Genomic DNA, 12,652 nt, shown 5'->3' on the forward strand with positions numbered 1-12,652 from the left:
CTCCCCACTTCATCGGGGAGAGGGCTTTTCCGCAGTCAGGCCACCCCATCCTCCGCCTGCCGCATCATCGCATCGATGCGCTGCGCCAGCGCCGGCTGGGTCCGGTCCTGAAACCGCGCCGCCTGCGACGGACCGACCAGGTTGCGGCAGAACTCCGCCAGCAATGGCCCCATCAACTGCATGTCGCCAGCCTCGAAGGCATGCACCCTGCCGCGGCCGTAGGCCTCGTCATAAGCCTGGATCCGCCCATGCATCAGCACCACTGCATTGTGCAGCAGGCTGCGCTGCGGCGGCGACATGTGGTCGGGGTTGCGCGCCTGCGGCGCGATGCGCAGCGCCACGTGGTTCGCGGTGCATTCCTGGCAGGCCTCCGCCAGCCGAAGCACCGCGTCCTCCGCGATCCCGCAGCCGCGCAGGGCCACCAGATGCGCCCACAGCGTCAGGATCGCGGGCTCCAGCACCTGCTGGCCCTCCGCCGGCCATTCCGCCCGGCGCCGCACCTCGATCACCTCCTTGTCAAAGGCCACCAGCCGCGGCGGCAGGTCCCGCAGCAGGGTCTTGTGCAACCGGCTTTCGCGGGAAAACCCGAACGCCATCGCCGCTACAGCACCGCGTAGACGTCATAGACCGGCCCGGCCGGGAACCGGTGGCCGACGGCGACCGCCAGCACCCGGTTCAGCCATTCATGCGGCCCCGGACCGGTTTCGAAGCGGATGGCGGTGCGCATGTAGTAGCTGCCCGGCGGCACCTCCTCCCCGGCCGCCATCCGCGCCGCCACCTCCGGCGGGGCGTGGCGGATGCCCTGGTAGGTCGCGCCGATCAGCTGGCCGTCCTCGGCCTGCAGAACCACCCGAACATCGAGCCGGGTGCCGCCATCCGATTCGGTCAGCAGCCAGTCCGAACCGCCCGGCAGCACCGTCCCGGTCAGCCCTGGCCCGCGGAAATGCCCGCCGGTGATCAGGAACACCCGCCGGTCGCCGATCGGCCCGGTGCCGATCGCCTGCGGCCCTTCCACCGTCAGTTCCATGCGGAACAGGAAATCCGAATGCAGCGGCATGCGATCCATGGCGGCGCCCTCAGCGCTGCCGCCAGGGCAGGCCATCGGCCTTCCAGCCGGCGACGCCCCCGCGATGCCCCTCCGCATCCACCGGCCCCTCGAAGCCGTCGGCGACGTTGAACGCATGCGGAAACCCCGCCTGCTGCGCCGCCTGCCCGGCCGCCAGGCTCCGCGCCCCGGACCGGCAGATGAAGTACAGCTTGGACAACGGCGAGGCCCCGGCTCGGCGCAGATGTTCCACGAAATTGCCGTTCACCTGCATGCCCGGATAGACCTGCCAGGGGATCAGCGCGACCTCCTTGCCGACCCCGCCCAGTTCCGGCAGACCGACGAAGTTCCACTCCGCGTCGGTGCGCACATCGACCAGCATCGCATCGGGGTCCTCGGCCAGGGCCTTGTAGGCGGCGCGGGGGCTGACATCCGGAACGCCGGGCATGGCTTCCACTTCCTCAAGTTGGTACTGTAGGGAGGATGGGGCCACGGCCCGCGCGGCACAACATCCGGCGCCCTGCGTGCCGGGCATAAGGGAAGATGAAGACATGTCCGAGCCTCAGCCGACCCACGATTTCCTCGGCCGCAAGATCGTGAACTCCAAGACCGAGGCCTTCAAGCACGACCTGCCGTGGATCATCGCGCTGATTGGCGTGACGATCTTCACCATCATGGCGCTGGCCGGCTACTTCCGCCTGTAGCACCTCCTGTAGCAACTCGTCCGGCGCGGCCCCCGAGTCGCCGCGCCGACCGACCTGCAGGCGCCCTTCCGGCTGGGGAGCGGGCGCTACCCGCGCAGCCCCAGCTCCCGCACCAGCCCGCCCCACTTGGCAACCTCCGCCGAAAGATGCCGCGCCGCGGCTTCCGGCGAATTGTCGGCATAGGCATCCACCCCCGCCTCGTTCAGCCGCCGCAGCGTCGCCGCGTCGCGCAGCGCCGCCGCTGCCGCGTCCGAAATGGCCTGGATCGCCGGCGCCGGTGTGCCGGCCGGCGCGTAGATCGCCTGCCAGGCTGCGGCGTCGTAGCCCGGCACCCCGGCTTCGGCGATGGTCGGCAGGCTGGGCAGCAGGCTCGAGCGTTCGGCGCTGGTCACCGCCAGCCCGCGCACCCGGTTGTCCGCCATCAGCGGCGCCAGCAGGGTCTGGCTGTCGATCATGAAGTCGATCCGCCCCGCCGTCAGGTCCGCCACCGCCGCCGGCGTGCCGCGATAGGGCACCACCGTGAACGCGACCCCTGCCATCTTCCGCAGCAGCTCCGCCGCCAGGTGGGAGGACGCGCCGATGCCCGCGGTGCCGAAATTCGCCTCGCCGTTACGCGACTTCAGCCAGGCGATGAAGCCCGCCAGGTCCGTCACCGGAATTGCGGGATGTACCGCCGCCACGAAGGGCTGCCGCGTCACCAGGGACACTGGTGCGAAGCTCGTCACCGGATCGAACTGGAAGCTGGCATACAGGGCCTTCATCGCCGCATGGCCGACGCTGCCGACCATGATGGTGTTTCCATCCGGCGCCGCCCGCGCCACCGTGGACGCCCCGATGGTGCTGCCCGCGCCCCCTTGGTTGTCGATCACCATCGGCCGCCCGAGCGTGCCCGACATGTGCTCCGCCAGGATGCGCGCCACCACGTCGGTCAGCCCGCCCGCCCCGAACGGCACCACGACGCGCAGCGGCCGCGCCTGGGCCAGGGCAGGCGTGGCGAGCAGGGCCGGCGTGGCCAACAGCAGGCGGCGTGACAGCAACATGACAGGGGTCCCTTTCCGTGGATGCACGCGTGTTGTCTCATGCGATGACAAGATGGAGAACCGCGTGACCCCCATTACCTTGCAAGAGCCGTTCCGCGCGCTGTTCTACAGCCCGTTCTACGCCGCCCTCGCCCGCGGCGACTTCGCACGGGAAGGCGTGGAGGTCCGGATCATCACCGTCGGAGAACCGGACCGCGCCGTCGCCAACCTGCTGTCCGGCGCCGCGGACCTCGCCTGGTCCGGCCCGATGCGCGTCATCCGCGACCACGCCGCGAACCCGGCGAGCCCGCTGGTCAGCTTCGCCGGCGTCGTCATGCGCGACCCCTTCCTGCTGGTCGGCCGCGCGGCCCGCCCCGGCTTCACCCTGCCCGACCTGAAGGCACTCCGCCTCGGCGTGGTCAGCGAGGTGCCTACCCCCTGGTGGTGCCTGCAACACGATCTTTCACAAGCCGGCATCCGGCCCGACGAAATCATCGTCAGGGCCGGCCGCACCATGCCCGAGAACACCGCCGCCCTGCTGGCCGGCGAAATCGACGTGGCGCAGTTGTTCGAGCCCTTCGTCAGCCAGGCGGTCGCCGCCGGCGCCGCGGTCTGGCACGCCCAGGCCAGCCGCGGCCCCACCTCCTACACCGCCTTCTACGCCACCCGCGCCGCCCTCACCGCCAGGCGCCCCGCCCTCCTCGGCATGGTCCGCGCCCTGGCCACCATGCAGTCCTGGCTGCACGCCGCCCCGGTGGCGGAGGTCGCCTCCACCGTCGCGCCGTATTTCGAGGGGCTCGACCGCGCCGTGCTGGAATCCGGCATCGCCCGCTACCGCGACCTCGGCGTCTGGGCACGCGATCCGGTCTTTCCGCAGGCCGCCTTCGAGGCGCTGGAAGCCGCCATGTTCGGCATCGGCGCCATCCCCCGCCGCCCCGGCTTCGCCGCCTGCGTCGACACGGACCTGGTGGCGGAGGCGCTCGGATGAGCAAGCTCCTGCCAACCCGGGATGCTTTCCGCTTCTTCCTGGAAATCCCGACGCGCTGGATGGACAACGACCTCTACGGCCACGTCAACAACGTCACCTACTATTCCTGGTTCGACACCGTGGTGGCGCGCTTCCTGCTCGACAGCGGCGCCATCAACCTGGTGGACAGCCCCGTCATCGGCGTCGTCGTCGAAACCCAGTGCCGCTACCACGCCCCCATCGCCTTCCCCGACCCGATCACCGCCGGCCTGCGCGTCGACCGCCTCGGCACCACCTCCATCCGCTACGCCATCGGCATCTTCCGCGCAGGCGATGCCACCGCCAGCGCCGACGGCCACTTCGTCCACGTCTATGTCGACCGCGCCACGCAGCGCCGCCCGACCCCGCTGCCGGAGGTGCTGCGCCGCGCCGCGGAGGCGCTGGTGATCCCGGGTGGATGACGCGCTCAAACCCGGCCTGCTGATCGCCGCCGCCGCTGGCCTTGCCGCCGGTGGCGTCCTGTACCTCGCCAGCCTTCCCGCCTGGTCCAGTGCCGCCCTCGCCGCAGGCACCCTCGCGGTGCTCGCCGCCCTCCTGGTCCAGATCGCCCGCAGTATCGCGAAGCGGGACTTTGCGCTGGATATCGTCGCCGCGCTCGCCATGGGCGGCGCCCTGCTGCTCGGCGAAGTTCTCGCCGGCGCCGTCGTCGCGCTGATGTTCGCCGGCGGCCAGGTGCTGGAAGCCCGCGCCGGCGCCCGCGCCCGGCGGGAGATGACAGCCCTCCTCGCCCGCCAGCCCCGCAGCGCGCTGCGCCAGGTGGATGGCCGGCTGGAGGAGATCCCCATCGCCGCCCTCGCCCCCGGCGACCACCTGCTGGTCCGGCGCGGCGAAGTCCTGCCAGCCGATGGCGTCCTCGCCGCCCCCGCGACCCTGGATGAATCCGCCCTCACCGGCGAGCCGCTGCCGGTCGCCCATCCGGCCGGCGCCGCCGTGCGCAGCGGCACCACCAATGCCGGCGACAGCGTGCTGTTGGTCGCCAGCCGCCCCGCCGCCGCCAGCAGCTATGCCGCCATCCTGCGCATGGTCGAACAGGCCGCCTCCGCCAAGCCGCCGATGGCCCGCCTCGCCGAGAGCTGGTCCGTCGCCTTCCTGCTCGCGACCCTTGCCCTGTCCGGCGGCGCCTGGCTCGCCACCGGAGACCCGCTGCGGGCGCTCGCCGTCCTGGTCGTCGCCACCCCCTGCCCGCTGCTGCTGGCGGTGCCCGTGGCCCTGGTCGCCGGGCTGAACCGCGCCGCGCGCGCCGGCGTGATGATCAAGTCCGGCGCGGCGCTGGAGGCGCTGGCCCAGGTCTCCATCCTGGTGCTCGACAAGACCGGCACGCTGACCGAGGGCACTCCCAGCCTCGTCGCCATCCGCCCCGCTCCCGGCTTCACCGAAGCCGAGCTCCTCCGCCTCGCCGCCGCGCTGGACCAGGCGAGCGGCCACGTCCTCGCCGCCGCCCTGGTCCAGGCGGCGCAGGCGCGCGGCCTGGTCCTGCCGACGCCGACGCAGGTGGCCGAAGCCGCCGGCGCCGGCCTCGCCGGCCTGGTGGAGGGTCGCCGGGTCGCGCTCGGCGCCCGCCCCTTCGTCGCCACCCACGCCACGCTGCCGCCCGCCACCACGGAGCCCCCCGGCACCGCCTCGGTCCAGGTCGCGGTAGAGGGTCGCCACGCCGGCACCCTGCTGTTCCGCGACGCGCTGCGCCCCGATGCCGCCGCCATGGTCGCTGCCGCCCGCCGCGCCGGCATCACCCGCGTCGTGCTGCTCTCGGGCGACGACCAGCTCGCCGCCGAGGCGGCCGCCGGCCAGATCGGCGCCGATGCTGTCTTCGGCAACCACGACCCGGCCCAGAAGATGGCCGCCATCGCCTCCGAACGCCGGCGCGGCCGCGTGCTGATGGTCGGCGACGGCGTCAACGATGCACCGGCCCTGGCCCTCGCCGATGTCGGCATCGCCATGGCCGCCCGCGGCCAGGCTGCCAGCAGCGAGGCCGCCGACGCCATCATCCTGGTCGATCGACTGGACCGCGTGGCCCTCGCGCTGGTCGCCGCGCGCCGCGCCCGCGGCATCGCCCGCCAGAGCGTCGCCGCCGGCCTCGGCCTCTCGGCCCTCGGCATGATCGCCGCCGCCTTCGGCTATCTCACGCCCGTCCAGGGCGCGCTGCTGCAGGAGGCCATTGACGTGGCGGTGGTGCTGAACGCATTGCGGTCGCTCGGACCAGGTAGAAACCAGCAAGGAAACACCAGGGCATGACTTCGCTGAGCCGACTCGCGATCCTCGACGACTACCAGGGAGTGGCGCTTGAGATGGGCCCCTGGTCCCGCCTGCCCGGCCTGAAGGTCGAGGCGTTCCACGACGCCCTGGCGGACGAGGACGCGCTGGTGCAGCGGCTGCTGCCCTTCGACGCCATCCTCGGCATCCGGGAACGCACGCCCTTCCCCGCCAGCCTGCTGCAGCGCCTGCCGAACCTGAAACTCCTGATGACGACCGGCGAACGCAACCGCTCCTTCGACGTCGCCGCCGCCAACGCCGCCGGCATCACCGTCTGCGGCACGCCGAGCGCCGGCGCCCCCACCGTCGACATCACCTGGGGCCTCATCATCTCCCTGCTGCGCGACCTGCCGGCGCAGACCGCAAGCCTGCGCGCCGGCACCTGGCAGGCCAGCGGCAAGCCCAACAGCATCGGCCGCGCGGCGGAGGGTCTGACCCTCGGCATCCTCGGCCTCGGCAAGCTCGGCACCCGCGTCGCCAAGGTGGGCCAGGTCTTCGGCATGAAGACCATCGCCTGGAGCCGCAACCTGACCACGGAAGCCGCCGCCGCCGTCGGTGTCGAGCGCGTGGACAAGGCTACGCTGTTCGAGCGTGCGGATGTCGTCACGCTGCACCTGATCCTGTCACCGCAATCCCGCGGCGTCGTCGGCGCCGACGAACTCGGCCGGATGAAGCGCGACGCCGTCATCGTCAACACCAGCCGCGGCCCGCTGATCGACCAGCCCGCGCTGATCGCGGCCCTCACCGAAGGCCGCATCGGCGGCGCCGGCCTCGATGTCTTCGACCGCGAGCCGTTGCCGACGGACCACCCGATCCTTTCCGCGCCGAACACGGTCCTGACCCCGCACCTCGGCTACGTCTCCCGCCAGAATTTCGCTGCGTATTTCGAAGGCGCGGTGGAGACGGTGGAAGCCTACCTCGCCGGCACCCCCGTGCGCGTGCTGACGCCATGAGCGCGCTTCCCGACTTCTGGGCCAGCGCCAGCCAAGCGGAACGCGACGCCGCCTACAACAACGCCGAGGCCGTCGCCGACAGCCCGACCCTGATCGCCGAGCGCGACGCCGCCGCCCTGGCCTTCCGCGCCGACCACCCCGGTCACCTCGACCTGCTGTATGGCGAGGGCGAGCGCGAGGCCTGGGACCTTTTCCCCGGCCGCGATCCCGCCGCGCCGTGCCTGGTCTTCATCCATGGCGGCTACTGGCAACGCAACAGCCGCGAGAACTTCTCCCACCTTGCCGAGGGGGCGCTGGAGATGGGCTGGTCCGTCGCCATGAATGGCTACACCCTGGCCCCCGACGCCTCGCTGACGCGCATCTCCTGGCAGATCCACGCGGCGCTGGACTGGCTGTCCCAGCACGGCCCGCAACATGGCATCGCCGGCCCCCTCGTCGCCTCCGGCTGGTCCGCCGGCGGGCACCTGACGGCGCTGGCACTGGAACACCCCGCCGTCACCGCCGGCCTCGCCATCTCCGGCATCTTCGAACTGGCCCCGATCCGCGACACCTACCTGAACGCCGCGCTGCACCTGTCCGACACGGAAATCGCCGAACTCTCCCCGATGCGCCGCCCGGTCGTGCAGAAGCCGCTCGCCATCGCCTACGGCACCGCGGAACTGCCCGAACTGGTGCGCCAGAGCCGCGATTTCCACGCCCTGCGCAGCGCCGCCCACGCCCCAGGCCCGCTGGTGCCGATCCCCGGCGCCGACCATTTCCGGGTGCTGGAAGCGCTGCGCCAGCCGGGCGGATCGCTGCTGCGGCTGGCGGAGACGCTGCTCAGCTGAATGTTGATCCGGCCGGGCAATTCGTCAGAATCAGTGCGCGGCCCGATGGAGCCCGGCGCGGACCTGCCGCATGATGCCCGCGCACCCGCCGCGCATGGCGGATGAGCAGGAGGTCGCCACGCGCATGATCCGCGCCGCCATCATCGGTCTTGGCACCTGGGGGCAGCACCTGGTGCGCTGCGCCGAGGGCGCCAGCGACATCCGCTTCACCGCCGCCGCCACGCGCACCCCGGCCAAGGCGCAGGATTTCGCCGCGCAGCACGGCCTGCGCATGCTCGACAGCTACGAGGCCGCGCTGGCCGATCCCGACATCGATGCGGTGGTGCTGGCGACGCCGCACACGCAGCACACGGACCAGATCGTCGCCGCCGCGCATGCCGGCAAGCACGTCTTCTCGGAAAAGCCTCTCGGCGTCGATGCCGCCAGCGCGCAGCGCGCGGCGCAGGCCTGCGCCGATCGCGGCGTGACGCTCGGCGTCGGCTACAACTGGCGGTTCCAGCCGGCGCTGCAGGCGATCCGCGGCATGATCGAGGACGGCACGCTCGGCCGCGTCCTGCACATGGAGGGCAATTTCTGCGGCCCGAGCGCCTACCGTTTCCCGAAAGGCCACTGGCGGCACGACCGCAGCGAGGGTCCGGCCGGCGGCATGACGGGGCGCGGCGTGCATGTGGTGGATGCGATGCTCTACCTCGCCGGCCATGTGCAGCAGGTCACCGCGCAGAGCTTCCGACTGGTGCAGGATTTCGGCATGGACGACACCACCTCCATGTTGCTGCGTTTCGCCAGCGGCGCGACCGGCTATGTCGGCACCGTCATCGCCACCGCGGAAACCTGGCGCCTGCAGGTGTTCGGCAGCAATGGCTGGGCCGAGGTCGGCGATGTCGAGCATCTGACGACCTGGGACCTGAAGGTCTGCCTGATCGACCGCGACAACATCGGCCTCAAGCGCCGCCCCGAGATCCGCAGCTTCCCGAAGACCAGCACGGAACGCGCGGAACTCGACCACTTCGCGCGCGAGGCGCTCGCGGGCCGGAAGCTCGCCCTGCCGGGCGGCGACGCCGTGCACAACGTGGCGCTGCTCGGCGCCATCCTGTCCTCGATCGAGACCGGGCGGCCGGTCAGCCTGAGCTGAAGGAAACGGGAACATGGCGCAGATCAATCGTCGCGACCTGATGCTCGGCGTGGCCGGCCTCGCAGCCGGGACGTCCAAGGCCCAGGCCCAGGGCGCGCCGGGATACCCTGACCGGCCGATCCGCGCCGTCGTCCCCTCCCCGCCCGGCGGGCCGCCGGACCTGATCCTGCGCATCCTCGCGCCGCGCCTGTCGGCGGCGCTGGGCCAGCCCGTGGTGATCGAGAACCGCCCCGGCGCCGGCGGCGTCGTCGGTACCGCGCATGTCTCGCGTCAGCCGGCGGATGGCTACACCTGGCTGTTCACCACGGCCTCGCACGTCAACACGCCGCCCTTCAACCCGAACGTCAACTTCGACCCGATCGGCGACTTCACCCACGTCACGCTGGCCGTGCAGAATTTCGGCCAGGCCCTGGTTGTGCATCCCTCCGTTCAGGCGACCAACCTGGCGGAGCTGATCGCACTGGCGAAGCGCGAGCCCGGCCGTCTCACCTACGTCAACGCCGGCAACGGCACCGCCAGCCACATCCCGGCCGAGCTGCTGAAAAGCATGACGGACACCGACATCCTGTCCGTTCCCTATCGCGGCGTCGGCGAAGGCGTTTCGGATCTGCTGGCCGGGCGGGTGGACATGTTCTTCGTCGGCACCAACGTCGCGCTCGAACATGTGCAGGCCGGCCGCCTGCGCGCCATCGCGCTGACCGGCAGCCGCCGCTGGAAGGGCCTGCCGGAGGTGCCGACGATGCAGGAGGCCGGGCTGCCCGGCTTCGCCGTGGTGAACTGGTTCGGTTTGTGGATGCCCGCCGGCGCGCCCGCCGAGATCGTCCGCAAGGCGCATGCGGCGATGGCCACCGCAGTCGCCGACCCGATGGTCCGCCAGCAATTCGAGACCCAGGGCCTGGAAGGCATCGCCATGCCACCGGATGGCTTCGCCGCCTTCGTCGCCGAACAGGCCCGCGTGGCGCAGGAGATCGGCCGCCGGGTCAACGCCCGCCCCGGCTGAGCGTCAGGCGTTCGCACCCAGGCACCGCGCAGCACCCGCCGCCAGCACCTCCACGCACAGCGCCAGGTCCTCGTCCTTGGTATCCTCCGCCCAGTGGTGGCTGATGCCGCCGATGGAGGGCGAGAACAGCATCGCCGCCGGCATCCGCTTCGCCAGGTACTGCGCATCATGCCCCGCGCCGGAGGGCATGTGCCGCCACGCCCCCGGCGCCAACTCCTCCGCCGCCGCCGCCAGCGCCGCCTGAATCGCGTCGTCGCACAAGGCGGGCTTGGACAGGCTCATCGCCTCCAGCGTCGTGGTGCAGCGCTCCCGCCGGTTGCTCTCCTGCACGCAGGCGCGCAGGCAGGCCTCCATCCGGTCCAGCATCGCCTGGTCCACGTCGCGGAACTGGAACAGCACCTCCGCCCGCCCCGGGATGATGGAAGCCGCGCCCGGCTCCAGCGAGATCCGCCCGCAGGTCCAGGTGCTGCGCGGCCCGCAGGCAAACGGCATGCGCGCATCCAGCATCGCCAGCAGCCGCACCGCCGTCAGCCCGGCATCGCGGCGTTCCGCCATGGTGGTGCCGCCCGCATGGTCCTGCATGCCCTCGATCACCAGCTTCCACTGCCAGATCGCGACGATGCCCGTCACCACGCCGACGCGCAGCCCCGCCGATTCCAGCTGCGTTCCCTGCTCGATATGCAGTTCGAGGAAGCCCTTGTGCCGGCCCGGCTCAAGCTGGATGCGCGGCAGCCCCTCCAGCCCCGCCTCCCGCAGCGCCTCCCGCAGCGTCTTGCCATGGTAGCGGTTGGCCAGCCGGTCGATCTCCTCCTCCGGTAGTTCGCCGATGAAGGACCGGCTGCCGATGAAGCCGCCGTAGTGGCCTTCCTCATCCGCCCAGGCCGCCACGTCCACCGGCAGCCCGGCGCGCGCCAGCGCCACCCCCGCCACCACGCCAAGCGCGCCATCCAGCCAGCCCGCCTGGTTCTGGCTCTCGATATGGCTGCCCACCAGCAGCTTCGGCCCCGGCCCCGGATGCCGCCCGATGACGTTGCCTATGCCGTCCATCATGGGCTCCAGCCCGCACTCGGCCATCCGGTCCATCAACCAGCGCCGGCTTTCCATGTCCTCCGCCGAATAGGTCGGGCGATGCACGCCGGTGCGGTAGGCGCCAATCTGCCGCAGCTCATGCAAATCTTTCAGGAAACGGGCGGTATCGACCTGCGGCATGTCGTGAAAATCCGGGCTGTTGCATCGCGAGGATGGAACGCGCCTCCTGCCGCCGTCCAGCCAGGGAATCCGCCGCCATGCCCGAGATCAGCCGCTTCATGCCGCCCGCAGGTGGCCGCCAGTACCCGCCCTTCGCCATCTCCGTTCGCCACGGCGCCACACTGTATGTCTCCGGCATCGGCCCGATGGGCCCGGACGGCGTGCCGGAAGGCGATTTCCCCGCGCAGTTCGCCCTGGTCATCGCGCATCTGAAGCGCGCGGTGGAGGAAGGCGGCAGCAACATGCGCAGCATCCTCAAGGCCAACGTCCTGCTGACCCGTGCCTCCGACGTTGCCGAGATGAACCGCCTCTACGCCGAGGCCTTCCCTGCCGACGCCCTGCCCGCGCGCACCACTTGCGTCGTCGCCGCCCTGCCGGTGCCGGCCTTCCTGCTCGAGATCGAGTGCATCGCCGCCGTCTACTAGGAAGCCCGCCATGGGCTGGTGCGCCAGATCTCGGCGTAATTCGCATTCTCGCGCCGCACAAACTCCGTCATCGCGGCGCGGTCCATGTAGCGCAGGATCAGGTAGTCGCGGTCGGTCAGCGCCTTGAACTCCGGGTCCTGCGCCGTCCGTCGCACCGCCTCCTCCCACCGCGCCAGCACCGGCGCGGGCGTTGCCGCCGGCAGCGCGAAGCCGCGCGCGGACCCGGCATTGACTGGCCAGCCATGTTCCGCCGCCGTCGGCAGGTCCGGCGCGCGGTCCCAGCGCTGCGCATCCATCAGCGCCAGCACGCGCAGCGCGCCCTGGATATGCGCCCGCACCGTCAGGCTGACGGTGGAGATGGAGCCCGCGACGTGCCCGCCCTGCACCAGCTGCATCGCCTGCCCCGCACCCGGCGTCGGCACCCAGGTGAACTTCACGCCGGCGCTGCGTTCCAGCTGCATCAACGCGAGATGCGGCGCGCTGCCGACGCCCGCGCCCGCCATCGTCACATGCTCCGGCCGCTCCCGCGCCGCGGCGATCAGCTCCGGCAGCGATCTGTAGGGAGACTCCGGCCCGACGAAGATGGTGTAGGGCTCATCGGTCAGCAGCCCGACATAGGCGAAGCTGTCCACCGTGTAGCGCGGCCGGTTGTCGTACAGCGCCGTCACCAGCGCGGGAAACGACACCAGCGCCGCCGTCCGCCCGTCCGCCGCCGCCGCCGCCACCTCGTTCAGCATCACCATGCCGCCGGCGCCCGGCCGGTTCACCACGATGATCTGCTGGCCTAGGAACTTCTCGAAGAACGGCGCCGCCATGCGCGCCGCCAGGTCGATGTTGCCGCCCGGCGCGAAGCCCACCATGAGCTGCACCGGCCGGTCCTGCGCCCGAACAGCGAAGGCCGGCAAGGCAAGGCCACCGGCGAGAATGGCGCGACGCGTTGCCATGGCGGAAGGCCTCCGGATTGCTGCGCCGCGATCCTAGCACCCGCACGGGCGCGTGACGCAACAACGAAGGTTGCCCTC

Annotated in this window: 15 protein-coding genes; 9 read left to right on the forward strand and 6 right to left on the reverse strand. The window is 71.6% G+C overall.

Going from position 1 to position 12,652, the window contains the following annotated elements; all coding sequences use genetic code 11:
* Positions 1 to 35 precede the first annotated feature (35 nt).
* From ACLF3G_RS02500 to ACLF3G_RS02510, 3 genes are read right to left on the reverse strand one after another with little or no spacing between them, the layout of a single operon-like run.
* Complete coding sequence (locus ACLF3G_RS02500) at positions 36 to 596, reverse strand: hypothetical protein (protein WP_430667732.1); 561 nt, start codon at positions 594 to 596, stop codon at positions 36 to 38.
* Between the two features lie 5 nt (positions 597 to 601).
* Positions 602 to 1,066: a DUF3237 domain-containing protein gene (locus ACLF3G_RS02505; RefSeq protein ID WP_430667733.1), complete on the reverse strand. Its 465-nt coding sequence runs from the start codon at positions 1,064 to 1,066 to the stop codon at positions 602 to 604.
* 10 nt (positions 1,067 to 1,076) lie between these two features.
* Positions 1,077 to 1,493 carry a rhodanese-like domain-containing protein gene (locus ACLF3G_RS02510; RefSeq protein WP_430667734.1) on the reverse strand — a complete coding sequence of 139 codons (417 nt, stop codon included), beginning with the start codon at positions 1,491 to 1,493 and terminating at the stop codon, positions 1,077 to 1,079.
* Between the two features lie 103 nt (positions 1,494 to 1,596).
* Between ACLF3G_RS02510 and ACLF3G_RS02515 the strand changes: the two genes are divergently transcribed.
* Entirely contained in the window at positions 1,597 to 1,749 is a 153-nt protein-coding gene (locus ACLF3G_RS02515) for a hypothetical protein (RefSeq protein ID WP_430667735.1), read from the forward strand.
* An 86-nt stretch (positions 1,750 to 1,835) separates the two neighbouring features.
* On the opposite strand, the gene ACLF3G_RS02520 is transcribed toward ACLF3G_RS02515, so the two are convergent.
* Positions 1,836 to 2,789, reverse strand: a complete 954-nt coding sequence (locus tag ACLF3G_RS02520) for a Bug family tripartite tricarboxylate transporter substrate binding protein (RefSeq protein WP_430667736.1) — start codon at positions 2,787 to 2,789, stop codon at positions 1,836 to 1,838.
* Between the two features lie 64 nt (positions 2,790 to 2,853).
* Between ACLF3G_RS02520 and ACLF3G_RS02525 the strand changes: the two genes are divergently transcribed.
* The 7 genes from ACLF3G_RS02525 (at position 2,854) to ACLF3G_RS02555 (ending at position 9,957) form a co-directional block, all read left to right on the forward strand.
* Positions 2,854 to 3,756, forward strand: a complete 903-nt coding sequence (locus ACLF3G_RS02525) for an ABC transporter substrate-binding protein (RefSeq protein WP_430667737.1) — start codon at positions 2,854 to 2,856, stop codon at positions 3,754 to 3,756.
* Positions 3,753 to 4,196, forward strand: a complete 444-nt coding sequence (locus tag ACLF3G_RS02530) for an acyl-CoA thioesterase (RefSeq protein WP_430667738.1) — start codon at positions 3,753 to 3,755, stop codon at positions 4,194 to 4,196. Before ACLF3G_RS02525 ends, ACLF3G_RS02530 begins: the two co-directional genes overlap by 4 nt.
* Positions 4,189 to 6,027 carry a heavy metal translocating P-type ATPase gene (locus tag ACLF3G_RS02535; protein WP_430667739.1) on the forward strand — a complete coding sequence of 613 codons (1,839 nt, stop codon included), beginning with the start codon at positions 4,189 to 4,191 and terminating at the stop codon, positions 6,025 to 6,027. Before ACLF3G_RS02530 ends, ACLF3G_RS02535 begins: the two co-directional genes overlap by 8 nt.
* Positions 6,024 to 6,998, forward strand: coding sequence for a D-2-hydroxyacid dehydrogenase family protein (locus tag ACLF3G_RS02540; protein WP_430667740.1), 975 nt, complete (start codon positions 6,024 to 6,026; stop codon positions 6,996 to 6,998). The genes ACLF3G_RS02535 and ACLF3G_RS02540 overlap by 4 nt, the downstream gene beginning before the upstream one ends.
* Positions 6,995 to 7,825 carry an alpha/beta hydrolase gene (locus ACLF3G_RS02545; RefSeq protein ID WP_430667741.1) on the forward strand — a complete coding sequence of 277 codons (831 nt, stop codon included), beginning with the start codon at positions 6,995 to 6,997 and terminating at the stop codon, positions 7,823 to 7,825. Before ACLF3G_RS02540 ends, ACLF3G_RS02545 begins: the two co-directional genes overlap by 4 nt.
* Positions 7,826 to 7,919: 94 nt before the next feature.
* A complete protein-coding gene (locus ACLF3G_RS02550; protein ID WP_430667742.1) occupies positions 7,920 to 8,957 on the forward strand; it encodes a Gfo/Idh/MocA family protein in 1,038 nt (345 codons plus the stop codon).
* Positions 8,958 to 8,970: 13 nt separating this feature from the next.
* On the forward strand, positions 8,971 to 9,957 hold the full coding sequence (locus tag ACLF3G_RS02555; RefSeq protein WP_430667743.1) for a Bug family tripartite tricarboxylate transporter substrate binding protein: 987 nt from the start codon (positions 8,971 to 8,973) through the stop codon (positions 9,955 to 9,957).
* A gap of 3 nt (positions 9,958 to 9,960) precedes the next feature.
* Here ACLF3G_RS02555 and ACLF3G_RS02560 read toward each other — a convergent pair whose 3' ends face one another.
* Positions 9,961 to 11,166, reverse strand: coding sequence for a Zn-dependent hydrolase (locus ACLF3G_RS02560; RefSeq protein ID WP_430667744.1), 1,206 nt, complete (start codon positions 11,164 to 11,166; stop codon positions 9,961 to 9,963).
* 77 nt (positions 11,167 to 11,243) lie between these two features.
* Between ACLF3G_RS02560 and ACLF3G_RS02565 the strand changes: the two genes are divergently transcribed.
* Positions 11,244 to 11,630 carry a RidA family protein gene (locus ACLF3G_RS02565; protein ID WP_430667745.1) on the forward strand — a complete coding sequence of 129 codons (387 nt, stop codon included), beginning with the start codon at positions 11,244 to 11,246 and terminating at the stop codon, positions 11,628 to 11,630.
* Here the strand turns inward: ACLF3G_RS02565 and ACLF3G_RS02570 are convergent.
* Positions 11,627 to 12,574 carry a tripartite tricarboxylate transporter substrate binding protein gene (locus tag ACLF3G_RS02570; protein ID WP_430667746.1) on the reverse strand — a complete coding sequence of 316 codons (948 nt, stop codon included), beginning with the start codon at positions 12,572 to 12,574 and terminating at the stop codon, positions 11,627 to 11,629. The two genes, ACLF3G_RS02565 and ACLF3G_RS02570, sit on opposite strands and share 4 nt — an antisense overlap.
* Positions 12,575 to 12,652: the final 78 nt, after the last annotated feature.

This window comes from Falsiroseomonas sp. HC035, from assembly GCF_050563525.1.
GTDB lineage: Bacteria > Pseudomonadota > Alphaproteobacteria > Acetobacterales > Acetobacteraceae > Falsiroseomonas.

What these genes read in the sequence shown, in the direction of transcription:
- ACLF3G_RS02500 (WP_430667732.1), bottom strand. Translation starts at nt 596, where the DNA reads ATGGCGTTCGGGTTTTCCCGCGAAAGCCGGTTGCACAAGACCCTGCTG.
- ACLF3G_RS02505 (WP_430667733.1), bottom strand. Translation starts at nt 1,066, where the DNA reads ATGGATCGCATGCCGCTGCATTCGGATTTCCTGTTCCGCATGGAACTG.
- ACLF3G_RS02510 (WP_430667734.1), bottom strand. Translation starts at nt 1,493, where the DNA reads ATGCCCGGCGTTCCGGATGTCAGCCCCCGCGCCGCCTACAAGGCCCTG.
- ACLF3G_RS02515 (WP_430667735.1), top strand. Translation starts at nt 1,597, where the DNA reads ATGTCCGAGCCTCAGCCGACCCACGATTTCCTCGGCCGCAAGATCGTG.
- ACLF3G_RS02520 (WP_430667736.1), bottom strand. Translation starts at nt 2,789, where the DNA reads ATGTTGCTGTCACGCCGCCTGCTGTTGGCCACGCCGGCCCTGCTCGCC.
- ACLF3G_RS02530 (WP_430667738.1), top strand. Translation starts at nt 3,753, where the DNA reads ATGAGCAAGCTCCTGCCAACCCGGGATGCTTTCCGCTTCTTCCTGGAA.
- ACLF3G_RS02540 (WP_430667740.1), top strand. Translation starts at nt 6,024, where the DNA reads ATGACTTCGCTGAGCCGACTCGCGATCCTCGACGACTACCAGGGAGTG.
- ACLF3G_RS02545 (WP_430667741.1), top strand. Translation starts at nt 6,995, where the DNA reads ATGAGCGCGCTTCCCGACTTCTGGGCCAGCGCCAGCCAAGCGGAACGC.
- ACLF3G_RS02550 (WP_430667742.1), top strand. Translation starts at nt 7,920, where the DNA reads ATGGCGGATGAGCAGGAGGTCGCCACGCGCATGATCCGCGCCGCCATC.
- ACLF3G_RS02555 (WP_430667743.1), top strand. Translation starts at nt 8,971, where the DNA reads ATGGCGCAGATCAATCGTCGCGACCTGATGCTCGGCGTGGCCGGCCTC.
- ACLF3G_RS02560 (WP_430667744.1), bottom strand. Translation starts at nt 11,166, where the DNA reads ATGCCGCAGGTCGATACCGCCCGTTTCCTGAAAGATTTGCATGAGCTG.
- ACLF3G_RS02565 (WP_430667745.1), top strand. Translation starts at nt 11,244, where the DNA reads ATGCCCGAGATCAGCCGCTTCATGCCGCCCGCAGGTGGCCGCCAGTAC.
- ACLF3G_RS02570 (WP_430667746.1), bottom strand. Translation starts at nt 12,574, where the DNA reads ATGGCAACGCGTCGCGCCATTCTCGCCGGTGGCCTTGCCTTGCCGGCC.